The organism is Pararhizobium capsulatum DSM 1112 (assembly GCF_030814475.1).
In the GTDB taxonomy this organism is placed as follows: Bacteria; Pseudomonadota; Alphaproteobacteria; order Rhizobiales; family Rhizobiaceae; genus Pararhizobium; species Pararhizobium capsulatum.
Map to the genome: position 1 here is coordinate 21,449 of NZ_JAUSVF010000003.1, position 24,157 is coordinate 45,605.

Genomic DNA, 24,157 nt, shown 5'->3' on the forward strand with positions numbered 1-24,157 from the left:
TCACGGCCATACAGCATAGCCGTTAGGTGGTCGGGAGGAAGAAGGATGTGCGGAACAACGGCCCGCGTTAGAGACCTGCATCCGATCCCCAACTCTGCGTGATCCGATTTTTTGCACAAGGGGAGGGTGCTGTTCCGTTTTCGGACTGCTCCTCGCGGAGCGACAATGATCGAGAACCGACACGTCAGTCCGTCGGCCTATGAGAGGCCTCCGAAGCCCTCGGGCCGGAGAATGCTGCGGTTGCGATTGCTTGCATTCTCGAGCGGGCAGGGCACATAAATTCGGCCGGCGGCTAGGTGGAAAACTCGCATTGACAGGTTCTTGTCCAATCCCGTGCGACAAGACCCCAGACGCGAAGTTTCTATTCCCGAGCGGGACTGCACGAATCCGTTGAGACTGGAGAAACTGTCTCCTTCGGCTCCGCTGATCGCGTTGGCAGCCGCGCTGCCGTAGAGGGTGTCATTGAAGTTTGAACCGGAAAGGTTCTCAATCGACACGTAGGTGTCGCCTTTCGCGTCGCCAGTATTGATTGACGGAGATGTCACGACGTCGTCCTCAAATAGTTGCGAGACGTGGTTCATATTAGAGTTCTTTACTGCCGGCGACGGTCTATTCATCGCCGGTGTCTCCCGCTAGTTCATCAGCGACGGAGGCGAGCCAGTGGCTGCCCCACGCCACTGGCTCATGAGGACGACAAGATTGCTAAGCTTGACCGCGACCTCGAGAATTCGGTTCTTGTAGGCTGAATCATCGAATTAGGTGTATTTAAGCGGTTCCTTTAACACTTAAATCAACTGTTTAAAGCAACGTGGGTTAAAAGGCCCCGTGGCGGAGCGGTTACGCAGGGGAGTGCAAATCTCTATAGCTTGGTTCGAATCCAAGCGGGGCCTCCATTTTCAGAACGTGGCAAATTCCCGCAAGCAAATTAGGCTGGGCAGCCTTTCAATGCTCCCTGCATAGATTGTAGTCCTCTTTCCTCGCCCGGTTTTCTGTAGACGCTAATTGGTCGTCGCAACGGCCGCCGTGAACCGCGGCCTTGCAAACTGCGTGTTTGAATAGTTAGCAACCTCCATGGGGCGAAAGGTGTTGATGGCCGGAGGCGTGACTTCTGTCTCTACAAGGATCAGCGAGTCTCCGTCTGATAGTAGTGGCAGGTGTTCGATGGGAAAGGCTGCGGTCGTCAGGCTGGCCAGAGGAGAGACCGCATAGGACCACTGCACCGTGAACTTGCCCGCATCCTTTTTGACCCTGCTCACCCGAAACTTTGAGTGCGCGGAATCTCGCGCCGCTATTTTCAGAAACAATTCGTGAGTGGTCTTCAGAAAGGCGTTATCCACCGTTGTTCGCCTCGACACGACATCGGCTACTGTGAAAGTCGCTTTTTCCGCCAGTTTTCAATCGAAAAGCGCGAAGATCGAGACAGTTGCGATCAGGATCGTCAGCAACATCTGGAAGACGAGTGAGAACTCAATGACACTATCACCCTTCCGGGTTTCAGTGCCGCGTTCTGGCAATTGATTTTGGAGGGAGTACCGGAACCGTGCGCGCAGGCGTACACGGGTGGTGGGGTGAGACTGACCATAACGAAGATCATCCGGTGAGCGTTGAGGTGGTCTTTCAAGATATCGACGCCAATCGGTCGCGACGTCGAATTGCCCATCCAGCGTGTTGTCATGACTACGAAAGGCCGGCCATGCAAGAAACGGTTTCCACTTTCAGACGCGGTCAACGTCCATTCACCAACCGACTGTTGTCAAGGTATGTCGAATTCCGGGTCGACGGGGATCTGCATTGCCGTCACCAGATGGTTCGTCTGGGCGGCGAGGCCGATAACTGAAAGCAGTTCGCCATGTTGCGCATCGGTCATGCCGCGCGCCCTGGCGGCAGCCGTGTGCGAATGTACGCAGTAGGAGCAGCCGTTGGCCGTTGAGACAGCGATATAGATCATTTCCCGTGCCAGCGGGTCTAGCGTGCCTTCGACGGCCATCACCGCTTTCAGCCCTTCCCATGTGCGTTTGAGAAGAGCCGGATCATTGGCGAGGCCGCGCCAGAAATTGTTGATGAAGTCGGATTTACGGGTAGTGCGGATGTCGTCGAAGACGAGCTTGATGGCAGGATTGGCTTCGGCTTCCTGATCGCTCAGAAGTTTTACAGTGGTCACGTCTGTCTCCCTTGCCGATTTGCCGTCAATGGACGGCGGCATACATGATCTTTTCTTCCGTCGATTCCGCCGGCGAGAATTCCTCGACGATGCGCCCCTGCCGGCAGACCAGGATGCGGTCCGACAAGTTCATGATTTCGGGCAGATAGGACGAAATAACGACAACTGCCAGCCCTTCATCGGCCAGCCGATTGATGATCTGATGGATTTCGGCGATGGCGCCGACATCGACGCCGCGTGTCGGCTCGTCGAAGATGACGATGCGCGGCTTCTGTATGAGCCCCTTGCCGATGACCACTTTCTGCTGGTTGCCGCCGGAAAGCTCGACCACGCGCGCATTGTCGTTGATGGCGCGGATGTTAAGCATCTCCGTCCATTCGGCCGAAAGCACGTGCATCTCCTTCAAGCTGATTACCTTGCTCCTCTCGTGCCCGGCGGCCAACAGGCCGGAAAAGAGGTTTTCGGCGATCGACATGGTCTCGAAAAAACCCTCGCTCTTGCGGTCCTCGGTGACGTAGACAATACCGTCATTGACCGCCTCACGTGGCACGGTGTAGCGCACAGGCTTGTCGTAGAGTTCGATGGTGCCGCCGCGCTTGAAATCGCGTTTGTAGATGCCGGACACGACCTTGAATGTCTCGGTTCGGCCCGAACCGATGAGGCCGAAGATGCCAGTGATCTGGCCATCGAATATGGAAAAGGAATTGTTTCGCACGATATTGCTCATCGAAATATCCTGCACCGACAACACCTTCCTGCCGGGCTTGCGGAGCTTTGTCTCATCGCGCTGACGGTAAAGCTCCGCCGAAAGTGTGCGGCCCACCATGGCGGCGATGATCTTCTCGCGGTTAAAAGTCGCCGTCTCGCCCGACGCGACTAGCTCACCGTCGCGAAGGATCGTGATGCGGTCGGATATCATCAGAGCCTCTTCGAGCGCGTGACTGATAAAGACAATCGAAACGCCCCGGGTTTTGAGACGCCTGACCAATGCAAAGAAATGCCGCTTCTCCTCCGGCGTCAGCGTCGCTGTCGGTTCGTCGAAGATGATAATCTCCGCGTTGTGATGGACGGCGCGGGCGATTTCCACCATCTGGCGCTTGGCAGCGCCCAGCGTTTCGACCATTGCGGTCGGATCGACTGGAAAGTTGAGGGATTGCAGGAACTGCTGTGCGGAAATGTATATGCCACGCAGCCGGTTTAGGAAACCTACGGAGCCGAGATAGAGATTCTGCGCCACCGTCATTGATGGCACGAGGCTTGTTTCCTGAAACACCATGGCGATGCCAGCCTGAAGGGCTCCATGCGGTGTCTTGTAAGCAATCTCGGTACCATGGTGGAACATCCTGCCGGATGTCATCTCAACGACTCCGGCAATGATTTTGGTCAGTGTCGATTTGCCAGCGCCGTTTTCGCCAAGCAGCGCGTGGATTTCGCCTTTGCGCAGATGGAAGCTGACATTCTTGACGGCCGGAACGCCCCGATAGGTTTTGGTGACGCCTTCGAGCTGGACAATGATCTCTCCATCGGCGGTCTTTCCGGTAACGTTCTGCATCTCAAGGGCCTTCCGCGGTATCGATGGAAAGAATGCAGTCGCCGCCCTTTGAACCGACAAGCAGCGTGCCGCCATGTTCGACGGCACTGCAGGTTCCGTGCCGGGTGCCGTTGGCACGGCTGTGCATGGCAAACACCGGCTGCAAGCGGGCATCAAGCTTGACCACCATGCCGTGGGACCGGCTCGGCGACCAGGGCTTGTGAATGCCCATCGTCTTGATGGCCCCGCATTGCAAGGGTTCGAGAAAGCTGCGGCCGGAGGAAAGTGCTGGTGCAATCCAGTAGTCCTGGGGCACCTGTGCCATCATGTCATGCCGGTAGTGGTTTTCCTGCAGGACGAATTCGATCAGCCGGTTGCGCGGCGCAAAGACTGACAGCCAGGCGCCACCGTCCGCGGCCTTTGAAAGGCGCGCCGGATAGCCGGGCAGGTGATCCACGACGGCGGAACGATTGCCCGCGGAATCAATACGAACCAGCCGGTGCCTCCAGCTCTCGCTGACAACAACGGCGCCGTTGCTCTCGACATGAAGCCCATAGGGGAACGCAAGCCCGCTTGCGATTTCGCGAAATGCAGCCGCGCCTGCATCGCGTTTCCAAATCGCACCGGAGCTTCCCTTTTCCATGAGGTCCGCCGACCAGGATGAGGGCGAATGCCGGACCGACCCGTTGGCGAGCCAAAGGGCGCCCTCCTTATCGAAGGCGAGTGCAGTGATGCAGTTGATGGCGGCGGGCGCTTCGACTGCATGACCGCCGATCGCAAGCCTGCCCGTTTCCAGACCAACGGCGATCTCGCCGGACGGCGACACTGCTAGTGCGGTGATCGGGGCGGGTAAGCTTTGAAGAAGCGCGGGCTCAGAACCGGCATCAACTTGAAAAAGCGCGTTGCCGCTTGTTGCCAGAACCTTGCCGTCGCGAACGGCGAGATTGTCGATCTCGCTCAGCGCTGTCCACACGGCTGCTTCATCAAGCCGCGTATTCGGCCGGAAGGCACCGTCGAGAGGTGGAATGGTGACGGCCTTGCCACGGAAGATGTCGAGGATCGGGTCGAAGATCATTCGCCAAAACCCCAGTAGGAGGAGGGACCGGTCCAGGTTTCGTCTGCGCCGGGGATCCTGTAGCGGCCGACGCGGTTGTTGAGAATACCGCCGACGAAAAGATAGCCCTTGTGCTCGCGCATTGACGTGACCATGGGATGGGAAATACCCGAGAGGTCGCCGAGTGCATCGACGATCCTGCCCGTCTCGTCGAAATTCACGACACCGCCAGTGTTGATGTTCGGGAATAGCCATTCGTCCTGCGGCAGGCGGCGGGTCATGCGCTTGCGCATGGCGGGATGGCGCAGCGACAGATCGAAGCTCGGGGTGCGCATGCCGAGCCAGGCCATCCAGTAGCGGCCGTCAGAGGCGCGGTTGATGTTGTCGGGATAGCCCGGCATATCCTTGATCACACATTCTGCCGTGCCCGCTCGTGGTCCCTCGAGCCAGTAGCGGTGCACGCGGCAGGCCCAGCTTTCGGCGAAGAACAGTGATTTTCCGTCATGCGCCATGCAGACGCCGTTGGTGTAGCGGTAGCCGTCGAGCAGGGTCCTGGTCGAGCCATCCTTCGGATCGTAGACGAGCAGGCGGCCGGTGGCGCGGTTCTCGATCGAATCCAGCGCCCAGTCGTGGGCGTCATAGCGTTTGGTGCTGTCGGTGAAATAGATGCGCCCGTCCGGCGCGATATCGCAGTCGTTCGGATCGCGCAGCCGGGCGTCGTCAACGACCGATGTCCAGGAACGTGCGGTCTCGGCGGAAAGCTTGGTGACCTCCCGATCCGGCGAAATCGAATAGAGCCCCATGGCGCCGACGCAACTAATGAGGTTTTCGCGGCTGTCGAAAGCAAGACCGAGCGGAAAACCGCCAATATGGGCAAAGACTTCCGAGCGCTTGTAGTCCGGTGCGAAGAAGCGGACGATCTCTCCATGGCGCGTGCCGCAATAGAGATTGTCGTTCCGGTCCAGGATAACGTCTTCCGGGCCTTCGAGTTCACCAAGCCCGATGTGGGTCGCCTCAGACAGCCGGTTGTCGAGTTCATAGGGCGTCCCGGAACCGGGCGCAGCCGACTGCGTCTCGCCCATCTTGAGATAGACCGGCGCGACATAGACTTCGTTCAGCACCTTGTGGCGGTTCTTCAGCCATCGGATATCGATGGTGACGGCCACCGCCAACATCAGGCCGAGCACCATCTGGTTTGTTCCGGTACCATAACCGAGGCGGATCAGCCCGTTTGTCATAACGAGCACGATGATCGCCCCCATCAGGCCCTTGACGACCGAGCCTCGCCCGCCACCGAGGCTGTTGCCGCCGACGACTGCGGCAGTCAGCGCCAGGATTTCAAGATTGAGCCCCGTTCCAGGGCCTGCTCCGCTCAGCCGGCAGGCAATCAGGAAGCCCGCCACCGAGGAGCAGAAGCCGGAAAACACATAGGTGAGGAAGACCGTCTTGCGCACCTTGATGCCGGCATTGTGGGCCGATCGCCGCGACCCGCCGACGGCAAGCACATGCCATCCAGGACGTGACCGGGTCAATGCAACATGGGTGATAATCGCAAAAACGATAGCAGTCAGCACCGAGATAGAGACGCCGAGGAAGGTGCCGTCGCCGACGAAATCCCAGACATCCGACGTCGCCAGGGACATCTGGATTTGAGCGGCGTAGTTGACCACCAGAATGTCGAAGATGGCACGGCCGATAATGAAGGTGACGAGCGTCGTCAGAAAGGCCCGCAGCCGCAGATAACCAACCAGATAGCCGTTGATGGAACCGCAAACGATGCCTGTGGCAATAGAGGCGGAAAGGGCGACCCAGACCGGCTGCTCGAAGATGAAGAAGACGGAGACAGCCGAGAAGCAAGACAGCGCGAAGATGGAGCCGACCGATAGATCGATGCCACCGCCGAGCATAACGACCGTCAGCCCCGTGACGACGATCGAAAATTCGCCGAGCTGGCGGGTGGAATCCTGTAGCGAAGTCAGCTTGAAGAAACCGGGAATGGCCGAGCCGAAGCTCGCCACCACGATGACCAAAGCCAGGAACGGAATGGCGTTGTCTGTCCAGCGCTTTGTCAGAATTTCGCCGACCAGATGATCAGGAATGAGATTGTACCGCCAGGACTGAAGGCGTTCGCGAAAATTCATGGGAAGATACCGGGGAGACAAGAAGGATGGACCGGCCGAAATCTTCGGCCGGTCCGCAATGTTTTACTTGGCAGCTGCTTCGGCCTGCAGCGCCTTCAGATCCCAGCAGCTGTTGGCCGTCAGGCCGGCCTTGTCCGTGGCCTTCTCCAAGGTGTAGATATAGGTTTTGGAGGTGCCGGCCGGCTGCCCGCTTTGCAGCAGGAACTTGATGATGGCGTTGATGTCGCGCGACTGGTTATGGAGTTCCGTCATGACGACGGCACCATAGGTGCCGTTTTCAAGGGTGTCGCAATCGGCCGTCTTTTCGCCGCCACCGGTGGTGACGAGGAAGACTTTGTCTTGCAGCTTGGCATCGCGGATCGCCGCTGCAGCACCGCTTGCATCACCATCCCAGAAGTCGATGATGGCGCAGACATCCGGGTGCTGCTGGAGCATGGTGGTCGTCACGTTGCGCGAGGTCGTTGCATCCCAGTTCGAGTCGGGCTTCGCAACGATCTGGAACTCCTTGTTCTTCTCCAGCACCTTCATGATGCCAGCATACTGGTAGAGGCTCGAGGCATTAACCTGGTCGCCCTGGACAAGACCTATCTTCTTGGAGGAGTTTGGGCCGCAGCCCTTGATGGCCGCCTCGGCTTCGAGCTGGCCAAGGCGGTCCCAATCACTGCCCACGAAGGCATCCGCGGCGAAATTCGCCGGATTATCAATCAAGATGACATAGGTGCCGGCCGCCTGCGCCTTTTTCAAAAGTCGTGCATAGGAGTTGAGGTCCGGCGCGTGGACGATGAGCACGTCAGGACGCGCGTCGGAGGAGATCGCTTCGGTGATCGCCTGCGCACCAGCCTCGACGCTCCAGTTCGGATCGCGGGTTTCGAATGTGCCACCGAAGGATTCGACTTCCTTCTGGATGTAGTGGGACCAACCCTGCGCCAGGTCGAAGCCCATCGCCATCGGCACCAGCATGACATGCTTGCCCTTGAGCGCCTGCGAATAGGCGGCTGGACCGGGATCTTCCTGCGCTTGCGATGCTGTCGAGAAAAGCGAAATCGAAAGCACAGCCGCGGCGGCCATAAGCATCTTCACATATTTCATGAGGTTCCCCTGTTGCCGTTGATGAAGGTGTCCGGATGCCGTTCCCGGCGGCCGTATTCTCAGATGTCTCCCTGCTGGCTAGTCTGTTCGTCGCGCGGATTGATCAGCCCGTCGATAATGATGGCCGCGAGAAGGATAGTAGACTTGATGAGGTTCTGGTAGATCAGCGCAATGTCGATAATCGTCATGGCATTCAGCATGATGCCGATCAGGGCCGCACCGAAGAGCACGTTGCGAACACTACCCTTGCCACCCGAGAGCCCGATGCCGCCGATCACGGCGACCAGAACGATGTCGTAAAGCAGGGTCGAGTTAACGATGCGCGTATTGATCGAATGGAGGCTAGCTGCCGTCAGTAACCCGGCGATGAATGAGATCAGGGCCGAAATCACATAGCGTAGCACTAGCATCGGGCGCACCGGCATACCGACATTGCGTGCCGCGATGGGATTGTCGCCGGCGTAATAGACGTACCGTCCCCATTTCGTATATCGCAGCAACAGGAAGATCAGGAAGGCGAGAGCCGCAAAGATGAAGACCTCGACGGGAACGTCGAGGTAGCGCACACCACCGAAAAGCTGCAACCAGTGCCCGTCGGGAACCGGAACCGCATCCTGCGTGATCAGCTGGGAGCGGACGTAGCCGAATACAAACGAGCCGCTTGCCAGTGTCACGAAGATTGCCGGCACCTCAGCATAGGCAACGAGAAAGCCGTTCAGCAGGCCAGTCGCCAACACCCCGGCAAGCACGAGCGCGAGCGCGGTACCGTCAGTTGTTCCATCGTTCAGCAGTTGCAGATACCAGGCGACCGACATGGCCATGATGGCGACGGCGGAAAGGTCAATTCCGCGACCAATGATGACGATGGCCATGCCGAGCGCGAGGATGCCGAGCACCGAGACCGAACGGACGATGGAAACGATATTCTCGGAGGTGAAAAAACCGGGCAAGGCGAATGCCGCGACGGCGAACATCACCACCGTTATCGCTAAGACGATCTTTTCCTGGCTGAGACTTTTGACACTCCCCCAGTTCCCCGATGCCATGCAGCTTGTCCCCTTACGATCGCGTTAGTGTGCAACATTCGCCGGCGCTCAGTCGAAGTTCGTATTTGCGAACGGTAGCCGCGCAACGAACCATTTCAGTCGTCATCTGCCGAAAATCGAAATAGATTTCCATGCAAACTTAAGAGACGAGAAGACAACAAGACGCCGCATAGGCTCGCAGCACCCAGCTCAGGATAATGTCGAAAACGGCTTGGGAATGCCGCGCTTCTCACTGTTCCCCGCAGTCTTTGCTGCGTTGCGCAAAAGTTAAGTACGCTTTCAGACGCCTGTCAACAACTCTTCATGATTGACGAGAATTCATTTGTCTGTAGATTTTTCTTCAGATGATAGACACCGCGCGTTAAAGGGGAATTCGTGAGCCTGAGGGACCAGTTGCTGCAGAGCGGCCTTGCGCTTACGCCGGCGGAAGAGAAAATCGTCCAGGTGCTGCTGGCCGATTATCCGACGGCCGGGCTTGGTACGGCGACCGGCCTTGCCAAGCGGGCCGGCGTCAGCGATCCGACGGTCGGCAGGCTTGCGGTCAAACTCGGATTTAACGGTTATCCTGCCCTGCAATCGCGCCTGCTGGCCGAGGTTGAAGCGCGTCTGCACTCACCGCTTCTCATGATGGAAGCGAAGCTGCAGGGGGGGCATGGCGAACACGACGAGACCGCCGCGAGTTACCTGCGATCGATCGTCGCCTGCATCGAAAAAGCGGTAATGATGACGCCGGCCGCGACCTACGTGCGGGCCGCCAAGCTTGTGAGCGATCCCAAGGCCCCATTGACGCTGCTGGGTGGCCGGTTCAGTCGCCACCTCGCCGGCATGTTGTATGGCTATCTAACGCAGTTGCGACCGGATGTCAGGGACATCGGCGTCCTGTCGCCACAGAGTTTCGACCTTTTGATCGACATGGCTCGGCGCGACGTCGTGGTCATCTTCGACTATCGCCGCTATCAGAATGATGTCGTCAGCTTTGCAAGGCAAGCGGCCGCCCGCGGAGCCCGTATCGTGCTCTTTACCGATCCCTGGCTTTCGCCTATTGCCGAATATGCCGAGGTGACGATCGTCAGTCCCGTCGAAGCTGCCTCGCCCTACGATACGATGGCACCCGCCATGGCCCAGATCGAAGCGCTTACTACCCATATCCTCGCCGGTACGGGGGAAGCCGTCCGCGACCGGATCGAGCGACTGGAGGATGTTCGCCGCGCGAATGCGGTCACGCTCGATCACAAGCGGCAGGCCGAGATGGTGCGCGATTTCCCGGGCCCGAAAAGATCAATCAGGAGCAGAATGGATGATCAATATCCTCAAAACGCGTGACGCGACTTATCAACCCGGCGCAACAGCCCTGCTTCTGGTCGATATGCAGCGCATTTGGCTGGAGCCAGGGCTCGATCCGGATCATCCCGAACGGGGGGCGGACCACTATTTTTACCGGCGGACAGCATCGGTGACGATCCCGAACCACGAGCGCCTGCTTGCCGCAGCCCGCGCCAAGGGCATCGAGATTATTCACACAATCATCCAGAGTTTGACGGAAGACGGTCGTGATCGCTCGCTGGACCACAAGCTGACGCCGATCCATGTCGCACCGAGCCGTGCCGAGGGCCTTCCGCCCAAAAATCTTGCGCCCATCGGCGACGAGATCCTGATCCCGAAAACGTCGTCGGGGGTCTTCAATTCGACGAATATTGACTATGTGCTGAAAAATCTTGGAATACGCTATCTCATCATCGCCGGCATCATGACCGATCAGTGTGTCGACATGGCCGTGCGCGACGCCGCCGATCGCGGCTATTATGTGACCTGTGTCACCGATGCCTGCGCCGCGTCTTCGCAGGAGCGTCATGACGGCGCCCTTAAAGCCTTTGGCGGCTACTGCTGGACTGCCGATACCGATATCGTTGTCGGCCGCCTGTCGCAGATGAGCCGTGCTGCATGAGCAGCCGACACGAGCGACTGACCGGCATCGTTACCACGGATATCGCGGCCGTTACCCGTGGGCGCTTCATTGCAAGCGATCGTCTCGAAAAAACGGCCGCAACCGGCGTTGGCTGGCTCCAGGCGAACCTATCGCTTACACCCTTCAATATCATTGCGGACCCCAATCCGTGGGGATCGTCCGGCGATCTCCGTTTGCTGCCCGACCTCGGTGCCCGTTTCCGCACGGAAAACACCGGGGCAACGACACCATTCGACTTGGTGCCCGGGAATCTCTTCGAGCTGGACGGCTCCCCTTGGTCCTGCTGTACGCGGACCATGCTGATCGATGCACTGAGCGACCTGAGGGCGGAAACGGGCCTTTCACTGCTCTCGGCCTTCGAGCATGAGTTTCAGATTTTCGGCACCGACTTTCCGGCAGAGCATGTCTTGTCCTTTGCCGGCCTGCGCCGGGCCGATGCCTTTACCTCGCAGCTAATGGCCGCGCTGGAGGAGGCCGGCGTCTCGCCTGAAGTCATCATTTCAGAATTCGGCATCGACCAGTTTGAGGTCACACATGCGCCGGCGGATGGCCTTGCCGCTGCCGACCGTGCCGTGGCAATCCGCGAGATCACCCGGGAAATCGCCCGCAGTTTTGGCTGGAAAGCGAGTTTTGCACCAAAGACGGCCCCAACATCTGTCGGCAACGGTGTGCATATCCATTTCAGCCTGATCGATGCCGGCGGCAATCCAGCCACCTATGATGAGGCCGGTCCTTCTGGCCTTTCCAGTGTGGCTGGTTCTTTCTGCGCCGGCATCCTTCGCCGTCTACCGGCAATCACCGTGCTCACCGCATCAAGCCTTTCCTCCTATTACCGGCTGAAACCACATCACTGGAGTTCATCTTACACCTGGCTTGGCGACAAGGAGCGCGAGGCGACGCTGCGCATCTGCCCGGTCGTGACCATGGGGGGACGCAACCCTGCACGCACTTTCAATATTGAGTACCGTGCTGCCGATGCGACGGCCAATCCCTATCTGGCACTTGCGGCACTCGTGCGGGCAGGTCTTGAGGGATTGCGAGAAGGTCTTGCCTGCCCGCCGATCGTCACCGGAGACCCAGGTGTGATGGAGGAAGACGAACGACGGCAGAAGGGGCTCATCCGCTTGCCGGAGACGCTTCCGGCCGCGCTCGCCGCCTTCAAGGCCAACGAGGCCGTCCCACGCTGGTTTTCACCGATTTTCGTCGAGACTTTCGCGGGGATGAAGGAGGCCGAGATGAAGGCGCTGGCGGGGCTCGACGAGGCGGCCATTTGCGAACGTTACAGGGCGGCGTATTGAGCGATTGCGAGCTCAAATCCACGTCTGACTGGCCTCCGGCAATCGAGGTGCTCAACGAACATGGCGCGTCGGATATCGTTCTTATCTGCGAACATGCCTCGAACTATATCCCCGCATCCTTCGACCGGCTCGGATTGTCGCCATCGGAACTCGATCGGCATATCGCCTGGGACCTCGGCGCCAGCGAAGTTGCGCGCGGCCTGTCGAAGCGCCTCAACGCGATCTGCTTTCTCGGAACCTATTCGCGTCTTCTCATCGATCTCAATCGGCCCCTCAATAGTCCGACAAGCATTCCTCAACGATCGGAAGACACCGAAATACCCGGCAACATCGCGATTACCGACGCCGATCGAAGCACGCGGATAGCCCGGATCTTCGAGCCGTTTCAGGCGCGCATTGCAGCGCATCTCGACGCGCGTGCTGAAAGTATGCGAAGCACAATGCTTGTTGCCATCCATTCCTTCACGCCGGTATTCCTTGGCGGGGGACGCCCTTGGCACGCCGGTATCCTGTTTGAGAGGTCGAAAGATCTCGGCGCCCACATGATTACCGATCTTGCGCTTGATCCGGAGCTCATCGTCGGCGCGAATGTTCCCTATGTCATCGACCGAATGGAGGATTACGCCATCCCCGTTCATGGGGATGAACGAGGTCATCCGGCAGTGCTGGTTGAGATTCGGCAAGATCTGATTGCGTCGGAGGCAGGCATTGCGATCTGGGTGGAAAAGCTGGTCTCTGCGCTGGCCGATCCGCCCGAGGCGAGCTTCAACTGCAGGCCTGGCTCGATCCATCACGTTACCTGATCATATCCAGTACGGTGTCATGGCCATTGACGCCGAGTTGGTACAGGTCGAAGACCTGGTTTTTCGCAATTTCGGTGCAACGCGAGACGTCATCTTTTCGAGCCGACCGTACGAAGAGCCGGTCGGCAATGATGCCGATAACGGCGATTGCAAGCCCGGCAACGATGCCCCGGCCGGAATCGCGCGCGTCCGGTTTGAAGTATCGGGCACACTTCATAACTCACGTCGCCAGCAGTCCGGCGATTCGACTCATTTTCGTTTTCGCATGGGTTGCACTTCAGTGTGAATGACACGCGCGAAGTTCCGCGGACGCGCCAGCCTGTTTGGTGGTCGGCTTGCAGAGCCGCCGTCTCGACTCTCAGAACGAACTAGCGGACTGTTGAAAAATTCCATAGCGCGAAAGACTTTGGCCGAGCCACACTCTGTTCAGGGAAAAACGAAATATGAGAAATGTACTTTCGACGAATCGTCATCGTGCTCATGATGGTGTCCGTGCCGGCGTTAGCTGCTTTGTTGGAGCCCATCCCTGGAAGCGGCGAAGTGGATGGCGCCGCCAGCGCCGTTTCCGTTGGTGCCATAGTAGAGCTTGCCAGTGTGTTGCTCGTAGACAATGCGATCGCTGCGGTCCGCGGTAAGTCCGGTCGAGTTGGACGCGAAGGCACCTAATCGCGGGCGGGGGAATGTTTGCGACAAGGCTAATTCGGGGATATTCAGATCATCTGACAAACAAATTTTACTCTGAAAGAGACTATGCTGATTCGCGAAGGCGACCAACGAAACATTGAGATTGATACCCGTTTGGCCTCTCTCTTGGCTGGAGTCGCAGGCGCTTTGAACGCCGCCGGCTTTCAGGCCGTCGGTTTCTTTTCGGCGAATATGACCGGCAACATCTCTGCTATGTCTGACCATCTGGGTCTCGGGCAATTCGGCTCCGCCGCGTATCTGGGGTCGCTAATGGTGGCGTTTATCGCCGGTGCCTTCATCTCTGGTGTTCTTATTGAGGCAGGGCGTAAACGCAAGCTGCGAGCGATTTACGCTTTTAGTATTACGTTTGAAGGACTATTGCTGTTGGTACTTGGTGGCCTCGATATTCTCGTTCAGACATTTGATCGAAGTTCTTTCTTGGTCCCTGCTTTAAGTTTCATCATGGGGCTCCAAAACGCGGCGACCACACGGATATCCAACGCTCGCGTTAGAACGACCCATGTGTCAGGCATGGCCACTGATATCGGGCTGGGACTAGCAGCGCTTTGGGGAGCCGTGGACGATCGTCACGACGCACTTGCCCGCCTTCGACTCTATAGCAAGACGATTGTATCGTTCTTGATTGGCGGTGTTGTGGGTGTCTTCCTCTATATAACTATTGCTGGGTATTTGCTAATTTTCATGGCGGCAATCCTGTTTGCGATAGCATTGCCAGAAATTCGTCGTGCACGTACATTCCCAGACATGTGAGGCGACCACGCCGGAACATTGGCTCGTTGCGCCACCGGGAACTGGAGCGCGGCATTGTCGTATCTTGCGAAATGGTACGTTTATGGAGCCGCAAATTCGGCGACCAGTCCCATAATTCGCCTTTATCGATGTGGAAATACCTGTAGACACATGCTCTGTTGCCGTGGCGGGTTAGCGACACAATTCAAAGCGGTTTTTCGCTCTAGTCAACGGTCTCCGCGGCCACAATTCTCAGTTTGTGTTGGCAGTAGCGTCCGCACTTCAAGTGGCTTTGCCTTCCAGGCGACAAAACTGCCGCGTTATGAAGGTTCAGTCGAAAAAGCTCGCATCCTCTTCCTTGAGATATCTCTTGGCTCCTTCAGCGTCAATATCGAGACCCAGCCCCGGCGCTTCCAGTAGGTCCACCATGCTGTAGTTCACGATCTGCGGCGGCAAGCCGATTACCAGGTCCTCCCACCAAGGGTCGGAGGCGGTCGGGTATTCAAAGGCGATGTAATTTGCCGGCAACGTGGCGCAGACATTGATCAACGCGCCGAGGCCAAGCAGGCCGTTAGCGGTGCCGTGCGGTGCCATCAGGATCGAGTGCATGTAGGCGTGCTCGGCGACCCATTTGAGCTCGGCAATGCCGCCAACGTCGGCTGGATCGGGGCCGATGACGCGTACCGCCTGCGTCTCGATCAGTTCCTTGTAGTTGTGTCGCAGGTAGATCTGCTCACCAGTGTGGATTGGTGTCGACGTGGAGGTTGTCAGTTCCCGATAGGCCTGCGGATTGACCCACGGCACGTAGTCGCCAGTCAGCATGTCCTCGAGCCACATCAAATTGTACTTCTCGACCGCGCGAGCGAACTTGATCGCATCGGGCAGCATCCAGCCCGGGCCGCAGTCGAGCGCCAGGCTGACTTTGTCGCCCAGTACTTCCTTCATCGCGATCACGCAGTCGAGCATGTGATTGAAACCACGCTCGCTGATCACGCCCTGATCCATGGCACCGTGATAGCCGGCCTTCTTCTGCGTCACGCCGTAGTGGAAGTCCTCGATCGTGTCCTTCATGTTGGAGTGGAACGAGATTCCTTGCTTGACCATGAAAAAGTTCTGCGGCTGCTCCATCATCCATTTGACGTCAGCGGCGTAATCCTCCGGCCGGTCACCCGCGCGTTTCTGGCGAATAGAGCCGTTGTAGACGCGCACCTTGTCCCGCACCTTGCCGCCGAGCAGTTTATAGACGGGCACGCCCGCGGCCTTGCCAGCAATATCCCATAGCGCATGCTCAATAGCGCTCACCGCCGCGCCGTACGGCTTGAAAGAGCCGCGTTGGCGGATCTTCAGCATTACTCTCTCGACGTCAGTCGGGTCCTCTCCGATCAGCGCCTCGCGGAAATGCAGCACCCAGGGCTTGAGGTAGGACTTGGTGAATTCGACTTCGCCCATACCATAGAGGCCCTCGTCCGTAACAATGCGGACGATCGGGTGTTTGCCGATAACGGCGCAGCGGAGATCGGTGATCTTCATCTTCGTTCCTTTTCGCCTCAGCTCCAGGTGCGATCCCAGGAATACTCATGGTCCCAATGATGCGTAGGCTGCCAAATGCCGGTGACACCCGGCTGCAGATGCTGCGAGATCACCTCGTCGACGACGTCGTCAATCCCCAAGCCCGGCTTGTCCGGAACAGTGATGAAGCCGTTCTTCACCAGCGGCTTGGGAAGGCCCGTGACGACATCGTCCCACCAGTCAACATCGGCGGAATGGTATTCGAGTGCCATGAAATTTTCGGTCGCGGTCGCGACATGTGCTGCGGCCATTGCGGCGATCGGACTTTCAGCCATGTGGATCGCCATGGCGACGCCATGGTCCTGCGCAATGTCGCCGATCTTCTTGGTCTCGAGGATGCCCCCGCAGGTGAGGAGGTCCGGGTGGACAACGGAGACGCCGCAGGTGTTGAGCAAAGGCTCGAAGCCCTCCTTGAGGTATATATCCTCACCAGTGCAGATCGGCACCGTGGTGGCGTCCTGCAATTGTCGGTATTGGTCGGTATACTGCCATGGGATAACATCCTCGAGCCAGGCTGGCACGAATTTTTCGATTCGCCTGGCAAGGCGAATGCCGTTCTGCATGGAGATATGGCCGATATGGTCGATCGCAAGCGGCACTTCCATACCTATGACCTCACGAACCTCGGCGATGTATTGTTCAAGCAGGTCTAGGCCCTTGTCGGAAAAGTGGAGGCCGGTAAATGGGTGCTGGACGTTATGCAAATCGTAAGCAGCGTTGCGGACACGCCGCTCTTCAATGGTCTTCAGCGGCCCGCGACTGGGACCGTCGCGGTATCCCTCTAGTGAGCCGGCAGGAAACACGACCGCACCGGGCACATCCGCGATCTGCATCAATCCCAAATCCATCTTGAGGAAGGTGAAGCCGAGCTCCATTCGTTGCTTGAGGCGCTTACCGGTCTCGGTACCGCTCGGCACGGTGGCGTCGGTATCACAGTAGACGCGCACTTTCTCCCGAAACCGGCCGCCGAGCATCTGGTAGATAGGGACGCCATAGGCCTTACCGGCAAGATCCCACAACGCGATTTCAACTGCCGATACGCCGCCGCCTTGCCGGCCGTGCCCGCCAAACTGCTTGATCCTGCGAAATAGGCGGTCGATGTCGCAAGGGTTCTCGCCAAGCAACCGGCTCTTCAGCATCAGCGCGTAGGTGGCGCTTGCACCGTCGCGCACCTCGCCAAGCCCGACGATGCCTTGGTTAGTGTAAATCTTAAGCAGCACTGAGGTGAACGGCGCGCCGACAATTTCGGCTACCCGCATGTCGGTTATGCGAAGGTCGGACGGCTTGGAATGCATGTTCACCCGATTAAGCGCCTCGTCGGCTACATCTGCTTTCGGCATGAGTTATCCTCGTTGGTCGGCAGGACTCGTCGCCGCGCACCTCGGCGGCGTAAAGCGTTGCTAGTCCAGCTCTATCTCGTGGCTTTGGAGGTAATTGCGGTTCAGTTCAACGCCGAGACCAGGATTGGGCGTAAGCTTGAGGCTGCCGTTCGAGACATCGAGTGGTCTATCGATGAGGTGATCGTATTTGCCCAGGTTCCACTCCGACGTTTCGAGTTTGTAGAAATTAGGAACGGTCATCATCACCTGCGCTCCCGCAACCACGTTGATCGGCCCTGCAGCGTCATGCGGCGAGACCGGGATGTAGTAGGCTTCGCATAGGGCAGAAATCTTCTTGAGTTCAGTAATGCCCCCGGTCCAAGTGACGTCCGGCATGATGTAGTCAGCCAGCTTGTTCTCGAGCACCGGCACGAAATCCCACTTCGTGTGGCCGCGCTCACCCCACGAGATAGCAGCGCTGACCTTCTCACGGACCTGTCTGAGGGCGTTGAGGCTTTCCGGTGGACAGGGCTCCTCGAACCAGTCGATCTGGCCAGCTTCCTCGAGGCTCCGACAGAGGCGAATGGCGGTAGGAACGTCGAACCGGCCGTGCGCATCGATGAGGATGTCGACATCAGGACCCGCCGTCTCGCGGATAAGAGCCGTGAGTTCGGCGGCTTCGCGTTCGTCCTTGCGGGTCATACTGCCATCGAGGTAGCCGTCCCGCTGTTCGCGAGACTGTCCACCGTCGGTGCGGCCCTGGTAAGGGAAAGGATCGAACTTGAGCGCAGTGTGGCCGGACTCGACGATGTCTCGAATTTCCCGGACCACAGCCTCATTGCCGATAAATTTAGCCTGGTTGGGATGGGTGTAGAGGGCAATTTCATTGCGTACAGGTCCACCCAACAACTCGTAAATCGGCTTACCCAAGACTTTGCCCCGTATGTCCCAAAGGGCTATGTCAATGGCGCTCACGCATTCGACTGCGGCGCCGCGACTGCCCATATACGTAAAGCTGCGGAATATCTTGTGCCACAGATACTCAATACGCGCCGGGTCCTCGCCTGTCACAGCGGTACCGATCTGCCTTAAGATCATGCAGAGGGCGCGATTGGCGAGACTTGTCGTGGTGGTGATCTCCCCCCAGCCGCTCACCCCCTCGTCGGTGGTCACTTCGACGAACAGAAACTCTCCCCAATAAGAAGCATCGGACTTGATCAGCCACGGCCGAACGCTGGTGATTTTCATCTCAACTGCCTTTATCAGAAATGGTCGGGATGACGACATTACAGGGCATGTATTATCCTGCCCGAGCGGCGTTACGCGCCCGCATGTGTTCGAGAATGTGCCGGCCGGAGCCCTCGACATGGCGTGCAATGAGTTCGCCTGCCTCGTTCGCATTTCCCGCTTTCACATATGCGATGAGCTCCCGATGCTCACTAAGGATCGCTGCACGCCGGGCGAGCGTGAAGTTGAAACGGCGGCTCACGGCTCGAAGCACTTCGCGATGCTTCCACCAAAGCTCGGCAGCATGGCGGTTGTAGTGCCTTTGGTACATTACGGTGTGAAAGGCGGTGTCCAGCTCGCTGTGCCTGAACGTGTCGGCGAAGTTGTTCTCTTCGATCAAGCCTTGGATGCGTTCGAGTTTAGCAATATCCTCGACGGTGGCCATATTCACGAACCATCGCGTCAGTGCTGGCTCGATCAAGACGCCTATCTCGTAGATGTCCCGAACAAAATCCTGATCTATGGGCCGGACCCGCGCTCCGCGGTTGGGAACGAAGGTGACGAAACCCTCCCCGCGCAACAGTTGCAGAGCCTCGCGCACGGGGTTGGTCGAGGTGCCGTGGCGCCGGGCGAGATCGGTGACCACAAGCCGGTCGTTGGCAGCGAGCCGCCCTTCGATGATGTCTTCCCTGATCAGTTGATAAAGCGAGGCTCCCTCGCTGGAGGCCCCGTTAGCGTCTATCCCTTCGGGTGGCTGGGCTTTAAAATCGCTTGTCTCGGTCAAGGTCGTCCCCAATTAGTACATACATTGCTCAGATATCACGCAAGATTTCTCTAAACAATGTATGATTTATCCAGTTGACAGGAAATTCACGATCTGAAAGCGTATGATCAGCTCGAAAGAGTACATTGGCCGAAAATGTCACGCGGCCGATGAGCAAAGACCGCTCGCCTGGAAGCAGAGCGGCGTGGGAGAGAACCTGGAGGATACCTATGACGAGGATTTCACTCGGCGGTGCCGTCCTGCGCGGCACTGTCTCGACTGCTTTGATGGTATCGTTGATGTCCGCGCCGACGCTGGGTGCGCCGGTCGATTTGAGCAAGTGGTCGCCGCAATATGTCCGCTCGATTGCCGGTACACAGGATTTTGACACGGCGGCCGACTGCTCCAAGGTCACCCCGCTCGACTACAAGGGGCGACTAACTTTCTGGTATCAGGGCGTGTTCGAGGGCGACCCCGACCTCCTGCGCCAGTATTACAAGGAGTTCTTCGAGACCTTCCGCAAAACCTATCCGAACATCCAGCTTGAGGAACAAGCCCTCACCTATAACGACCTGCTGGATAAGTTCCGGACCGCGCTGCTTGGCAATGCAGCGCCCATGGCTGTCCGCCTGCAAATTCTGGGGGGCACGGAGTTCGCCTCAAAGGGCTATTTGGAGCCGCTAAAACCGGAGGATGTAGGATATTCGACCGAGGATTTCTGGCCCGGCGCATTGAAGGCTGTAACGTGGGAGGGGGTGACCTACGGCATTCCAACCAATAACGAGACGATGGCGTTTATCTGGAACGCTGACATCTTCAAGCGTGCTGGCCTCGATCCGGAGAAGGCTCCGGCAACTTGGGACGACGTCGTCAAGTATTCCAAGCAGATTCACGACAAGCTCGGCATTGCAGGCTACGGCCTCGTGGCCCGCAAGAATGCCGGCAATACGCCGTACCGCTTCATGCCGCAACTGTGGGCCTATGGCGGCGGTGTCTTCGACGAAGCTAACGCCAACCCGACCTATAAGAAGGTCGAGCTCAATAGCCCGCAGAGCAAGGCGGCATTGCAAGCTTCCTACGATATGTATGTCCGCGACAAGTCGGTCCCGGTTTCGGCGCTCACCAACCAGCAGGCCGACAACCAGCCCCTCTTCCTCGCTGGTCAGCTCGGCATGATGATATCGCACCCGTCCGACTACAACGTCATGCTCGACCTGCAGAAACAGGCGACGGACACCGACAAGGACAAAGCGCAGACCGTCATCGACAACATGCGCTATGGCCTAATTCCAACTGGTCCCGACGGCAAGCGTGCCGTCGTGTTTGGCGGATCCAACATTCACATCCTGAAGCCGGAATATGTCGAGGGCGGCAAGGTAGACGAGCCGGCTGCAAAAGCTATCATCTGCATGTGGACAAGCCCCGAATGGTCGCTGAAGATGGCCTATGCCGGCTCGAACCCGGGAAACCTTAACGGCTTCAAGACCAAATGGATGAAGGAACGTCTGGACAATATCAAATTCCTTGATGTCACGACTTCGATGCTGCCATACGGCATCCCGTTCCCGGCGCTGCCACAGTCTCCCGAGATCATGAACATCATCGTCCCGGACATGCTGCAGAATGCCCTGACCGGAGCCATGACGGTCGACCAAGCAGCGGACGACGCAGCCAAGAAGGTAAAAACCCTCACTGACGGCGGACTCTAGTCCAAGCCTGCCGATCTGACCGGCTGCGCGTCAATTGCAGCCGGTTTCTTCATAAAAATAGAGGCAGGGCAAAGTGACGATCTTGACTGGCAAGGCCGAGGCTCGCCCAAGACTGCAACCCAATGGGGCGGGCGTGCTGCGAAAGATTTGGGAGCATCGCGTTGACTACGCGTACGTGCTCCCTGCGATCGCCGTGATGCTAATAGTCATAGCCTACCCTATCTACTACACGATCGAGCTGTCGTTCTTTAATACACCGCCTGGCCTGCAGCTCCGCGACAAGATTTTCATCGGCCTCGACAACTACACAGCCATCCTCAGCAGCCCGGTGTTCTGGAAGGTTACCTCAAACACTCTTATCTGGACACTGGGATCCACGTTCATCGCATTTGTCCTGGGGTTTGCCAGCGCGCTGGCACTGCATCGTGACTTTGTCGGCCGCGGCCTCCTGCGCGCCGTCCTGATCATTCCCTGGGTCATCAGCGCGGTCGCCGCGTCCTATATCTGGAAGTGGATTTACCATTCGGACTTTGGGATCATCGGCGCGGTGCTGGTCGGCCTCGGATTGGCCGATCGGCCGCCGAATTTCATCGACAGCGTCAGCACAGTGCTGCCCTCCTTGATCGTAGTCAATATTTGGCGGGAGTTTCCGTTTGCCATGATCATGATGATGGCTGGCCTGCAGACAGTCCCCGACCAGTTGCTGCGCGCCGCAAAAGTCGACGGAGCCAATGCATGGCAGCGGTTCTGGCACGTCACCTTCCCGCACCTGAGAAACGTTTCGACGGTCACGATCCTTCTGCTGGCAGTGGCCAACTTCAATTCTTTCATTATCCCTTGGATCATGACCGGCGGCGGGCCGTCGAACGCATCGCATATCTGGATCACCCACATCTATGAGCTCGCCTTCGGCCGCCAGCGCTGGGGGGTAGCATCGGCCTATTCGGTGCTGCTCTTCCTGATCCTGATGTCGCTCGGCTACTTTTACGTCCGTGCGCTAAGCGGCAACGAGCGGAAGGATGGGAGCGCATGAGCCCGATTTCCGAGACTGCTCCTGGAGGCCAGGCCCGCCGCCGTATGCGCATTGACGGATGGCGGTGGGGCGGACGCATCTTCCTCGTTTTCATGCTGCTTTACACCGCGTTGCCGATGATCTGGATGCTGATCACCTCGATCAAGTCCGGATTCGCGGCCATGCAATTCCCGCCGCAATGGTGGCCTGACCAACCGACCCTTGCCAGCTACCGGAAGCTGCTCGATCCGCAAAACAGCGTCGGCCGGGATTTCCTCCGCTTCTTCTGGAACAGCCTTTTCGTGTCCACCGCTACGACAATCCTTTCGGTGATCGTGGCGGTTCCTGCGGCCTACGCGTTTTCGCGCTTCACCTTCCCGGGTCGGAACTTTCTGTTCTTCGCCGTCTTGCTTCGCAACATGTTCCCGGCGGTAATCTTTCTCGTGCCGCTCTTCATCCTAATGCGTGCGATCGGACTGGTGAATACGCACGGGTCGCTTATCCTCACCTACCTCACATTCGGCCTGCCGCTGGCAATCTGGCTTCTCAAGGGCTTCTACGACAATATCCCGGTGCAGCTCGAGCAGGCGGCCCGCATCGACGGGGCGACGCGGTTCCAAGCCTTTATCCTGATCGTGATGCCGCTCTCGGCGCCAGGAATCATCGCCACGGCGATCTATTCCTTCATCGGCGCGTGGAACGAGTACATCTACGCCTACACCTTCCTCTCCAAGAACGACCAGTTGACACTGCCGGTCGGCATCCAGCGCTTCTTCTCGGAAAATACGACGGACTTTCCGGGCCTGATGGCGGCCAGCTTTATGATGAGCGTGCCCGTTGTGGTGCTGTTCCTCGTCCTGCAACGATACTTCGTACGCGCCCTCACGGAAGGTGCAGTCAAGCACTAAAGGAGTTGCCGGTGGCCCACGTGGTCTTGAAAGATCTGGTCAAGACCTACGGCAGCTTCAAAGCTGTCAACAATGTTTCACTAACGGTCAACGACGGCGAATTCGTTGCGCTCGTCGGCCCTTCAGGATGCGGCAAGACGACCACACTCAATCTTGTGGCGGGGCTCACTCCCATCACATCTGGCGACATCGTCATCGGCGACCGGCTGGTCAACGACCTCGACCCAAAGGACCGAGACATCGCAATGGTGTTCCAGAACTACGCGCTCTATCCGCAGAAATCGGTCTACAAAAATCTGGCGTTCCCGCTTCAGATGCGCAAACTGCCAAGGGACGAGATCGACAAGAAGGTTAAGGAAGCAGCGCGAGTGCTCGACATGACGCAGTTGCTCGAGCGCAAGCCACGCGAACTTTCGGGCGGACAACAGCAGCGCGTAGCGCTGGGCCGTGCCCTCGTTCGCGATCCGGCGGTATTCCTGATGGATGAACCCCTCTCTAACCTTGACGCAAAGCTGCGCGTGCAGATGCGGTCGGAGATCAAGCGTTTCCACCAGGACCTCAAGGCGACGATCATCTACGTGACACACGACCAGCTCGAAGCGGTAACCATGGCCGACAGGATGGCGGTAATGAACGGCGGTTACCTGCAGCAATATGATTCACCGGCGCAGGTCTTTGCCCATCCGGTGAACATGTTCGTCGCCAGCTTCGTCGGCAGCCCGGCGATGAGCCTTGTTCCGCTGGAGGCATCAACGGCAAGCGGCAACACTGTGTTGACCAGCGCGGAGGGCTGGCACTTCGAGCTCTCGCTAAGCAACGCTCAAAAGGTCGCGAGGGCAACAACCAAGAAAGTCGTGCTCGGCGCACGTCACTCGACGATCAAGCTGCACAAGAGTGCGATGCCTGGAAGCGTCCCTGCAAAGGCCTACACGGTGGAACCAACCGGAGACGTCACCTTCGTACAGGCGTTTCTGTCCGGCGCCATCGTCAATGTCAGCGTACCGCCGACCATTGCCGTTGCGCCCGACGAACAGATTTGGCTCGAGTTCGATCAGGAGCGGATGCATCTGTTCGACGGCGAAACAGAAATGGCCCTCATGGCCAACTGAGACTAAGCGGACGCGTGT

At 58.2% G+C, this 24,157-nt stretch carries 22 protein-coding genes, 1 tRNA gene and 1 pseudogene; 12 read left to right on the forward strand and 12 right to left on the reverse strand.

Annotation, left to right across the window (positions count from 1 at the left end; translation table 11 throughout):
- Positions 1-183: 183 nt before the first annotated feature.
- Together repC and QO002_RS25200 are read left to right on the forward strand one after the other, a co-directional pair.
- Positions 184-293 (forward strand): annotated as a pseudogene (gene repC, locus QO002_RS25195) (replication initiation protein RepC); the annotation flags it as partial.
- A gap of 526 nt (positions 294-819) precedes the next feature.
- Positions 820-893 (forward strand) — tRNA-Cys (locus QO002_RS25200).
- A gap of 105 nt (positions 894-998) precedes the next feature.
- On the opposite strand, the gene QO002_RS25205 is transcribed toward QO002_RS25200, so the two are convergent.
- The 7 genes from QO002_RS25205 to QO002_RS25235 form a co-directional block, all read right to left on the reverse strand.
- Positions 999-1,337 carry a hypothetical protein gene (locus QO002_RS25205; RefSeq protein WP_307235138.1) on the reverse strand — a complete coding sequence of 113 codons (339 nt, stop codon included), beginning with the start codon at positions 1,335-1,337 and terminating at the stop codon, positions 999-1,001.
- Between the two features lie 416 nt (positions 1,338-1,753).
- Positions 1,754-2,161: a carboxymuconolactone decarboxylase family protein gene (locus tag QO002_RS25210; protein ID WP_307235140.1), complete on the reverse strand. Its 408-nt coding sequence runs from the start codon at positions 2,159-2,161 to the stop codon at positions 1,754-1,756.
- 25 nt (positions 2,162-2,186) lie between these two features.
- Positions 2,187-3,713 (reverse strand): sugar ABC transporter ATP-binding protein, encoded by a 1,527-nt coding sequence (locus tag QO002_RS25215; RefSeq protein ID WP_307235142.1) that lies wholly within the window; start codon positions 3,711-3,713, stop codon positions 2,187-2,189.
- A gap of 1 nt (position 3,714) precedes the next feature.
- A complete protein-coding gene (locus QO002_RS25220) occupies positions 3,715-4,767 on the reverse strand; it encodes an NHL repeat-containing protein (protein ID WP_307235144.1) in 1,053 nt (350 codons plus the stop codon).
- Positions 4,764-6,887, reverse strand: a complete 2,124-nt coding sequence (locus tag QO002_RS25225; protein WP_307235146.1) for an ABC transporter permease — start codon at positions 6,885-6,887, stop codon at positions 4,764-4,766. The genes QO002_RS25220 and QO002_RS25225 overlap by 4 nt, the downstream gene beginning before the upstream one ends.
- Positions 6,888-6,950: 63 nt before the next feature.
- Positions 6,951-7,976, reverse strand: coding sequence for a sugar ABC transporter substrate-binding protein (locus QO002_RS25230; RefSeq protein WP_307235148.1), 1,026 nt, complete (start codon positions 7,974-7,976; stop codon positions 6,951-6,953).
- Between the two features lie 59 nt (positions 7,977-8,035).
- Positions 8,036-9,022, reverse strand: coding sequence for an ABC transporter permease (locus QO002_RS25235; protein ID WP_307235150.1), 987 nt, complete (start codon positions 9,020-9,022; stop codon positions 8,036-8,038).
- Between the two features lie 375 nt (positions 9,023-9,397).
- Here QO002_RS25235 and QO002_RS25240 point away from each other — a divergent pair, with 375 nt between their 5' ends.
- From QO002_RS25240 to QO002_RS25255, 4 genes are read left to right on the forward strand one after another with little or no spacing between them, the layout of a single operon-like run.
- A complete protein-coding gene (locus QO002_RS25240) occupies positions 9,398-10,345 on the forward strand; it encodes a MurR/RpiR family transcriptional regulator (RefSeq protein WP_307235152.1) in 948 nt (315 codons plus the stop codon).
- The gene (locus QO002_RS25245; RefSeq protein ID WP_307235154.1) at positions 10,320-10,967 is read left to right on the forward strand and encodes a cysteine hydrolase family protein; all 648 of its coding nucleotides are present in this window, start codon (positions 10,320-10,322) and stop codon (positions 10,965-10,967) included. Before QO002_RS25240 ends, QO002_RS25245 begins: the two co-directional genes overlap by 26 nt.
- Positions 10,964-12,286: a type I glutamate--ammonia ligase gene (locus tag QO002_RS25250; protein ID WP_307235156.1), complete on the forward strand. Its 1,323-nt coding sequence runs from the start codon at positions 10,964-10,966 to the stop codon at positions 12,284-12,286. The genes QO002_RS25245 and QO002_RS25250 overlap by 4 nt, the downstream gene beginning before the upstream one ends.
- Positions 12,283-13,089: an N-formylglutamate amidohydrolase gene (locus QO002_RS25255; protein WP_307235158.1), complete on the forward strand. Its 807-nt coding sequence runs from the start codon at positions 12,283-12,285 to the stop codon at positions 13,087-13,089. The genes QO002_RS25250 and QO002_RS25255 overlap by 4 nt, the downstream gene beginning before the upstream one ends.
- On the opposite strand, the gene QO002_RS25260 is transcribed toward QO002_RS25255, so the two are convergent.
- Positions 13,082-13,306 (reverse strand): hypothetical protein, encoded by a 225-nt coding sequence (locus QO002_RS25260; RefSeq protein ID WP_307235160.1) that lies wholly within the window; start codon positions 13,304-13,306, stop codon positions 13,082-13,084. The genes QO002_RS25255 and QO002_RS25260 overlap by 8 nt on opposite strands.
- A gap of 233 nt (positions 13,307-13,539) precedes the next feature.
- On the opposite strand from QO002_RS25260, the gene QO002_RS25265 reads away from it, so the two are divergent.
- Both QO002_RS25265 and QO002_RS25270 read left to right on the forward strand, forming a co-directional pair.
- The gene (locus QO002_RS25265; protein WP_307235163.1) at positions 13,540-13,755 is read left to right on the forward strand and encodes a hypothetical protein; all 216 of its coding nucleotides are present in this window, start codon (positions 13,540-13,542) and stop codon (positions 13,753-13,755) included.
- A gap of 84 nt (positions 13,756-13,839) precedes the next feature.
- Positions 13,840-14,544, forward strand: a complete 705-nt coding sequence (locus QO002_RS25270; RefSeq protein ID WP_307235165.1) for a YoaK family protein — start codon at positions 13,840-13,842, stop codon at positions 14,542-14,544.
- 309 nt (positions 14,545-14,853) lie between these two features.
- Here QO002_RS25270 and QO002_RS25275 read toward each other — a convergent pair whose 3' ends face one another.
- The 4 genes from QO002_RS25275 to QO002_RS25290 are packed head-to-tail and all read right to left on the reverse strand — an operon-like array spanning position 14,854 to position 19,422.
- A complete protein-coding gene (locus QO002_RS25275) occupies positions 14,854-16,053 on the reverse strand; it encodes a mandelate racemase/muconate lactonizing enzyme family protein (protein WP_307235168.1) in 1,200 nt (399 codons plus the stop codon).
- 17 nt (positions 16,054-16,070) lie between these two features.
- The gene (locus QO002_RS25280; RefSeq protein WP_307235170.1) at positions 16,071-17,432 is read right to left on the reverse strand and encodes a mandelate racemase/muconate lactonizing enzyme family protein; all 1,362 of its coding nucleotides are present in this window, start codon (positions 17,430-17,432) and stop codon (positions 16,071-16,073) included.
- Between the two features lie 60 nt (positions 17,433-17,492).
- Entirely contained in the window at positions 17,493-18,659 is a 1,167-nt protein-coding gene (locus tag QO002_RS25285) for a mandelate racemase/muconate lactonizing enzyme family protein (protein WP_307235172.1), read from the reverse strand.
- 52 nt (positions 18,660-18,711) lie between these two features.
- Positions 18,712-19,422, reverse strand: a complete 711-nt coding sequence (locus QO002_RS25290; protein ID WP_307235175.1) for a GntR family transcriptional regulator — start codon at positions 19,420-19,422, stop codon at positions 18,712-18,714.
- 209 nt (positions 19,423-19,631) lie between these two features.
- Here QO002_RS25290 and QO002_RS25295 point away from each other — a divergent pair, with 209 nt between their 5' ends.
- From QO002_RS25295 to QO002_RS25310, 4 genes are all read left to right on the forward strand, one after another.
- On the forward strand, positions 19,632-21,110 hold the full coding sequence (locus tag QO002_RS25295) for an ABC transporter substrate-binding protein (RefSeq protein ID WP_307235178.1): 1,479 nt from the start codon (positions 19,632-19,634) through the stop codon (positions 21,108-21,110).
- A 73-nt stretch (positions 21,111-21,183) separates the two neighbouring features.
- Positions 21,184-22,143, forward strand: a complete 960-nt coding sequence (locus tag QO002_RS25300; RefSeq protein WP_307235180.1) for a carbohydrate ABC transporter permease — start codon at positions 21,184-21,186, stop codon at positions 22,141-22,143.
- Complete coding sequence (locus tag QO002_RS25305) at positions 22,140-23,030, forward strand: carbohydrate ABC transporter permease (RefSeq protein WP_307235182.1); 891 nt, start codon at positions 22,140-22,142, stop codon at positions 23,028-23,030. Before QO002_RS25300 ends, QO002_RS25305 begins: the two co-directional genes overlap by 4 nt.
- A gap of 11 nt (positions 23,031-23,041) precedes the next feature.
- Positions 23,042-24,139 (forward strand): ABC transporter ATP-binding protein, encoded by a 1,098-nt coding sequence (locus tag QO002_RS25310; RefSeq protein WP_307235184.1) that lies wholly within the window; start codon positions 23,042-23,044, stop codon positions 24,137-24,139.
- Positions 24,140-24,157 lie beyond the last annotated feature (18 nt).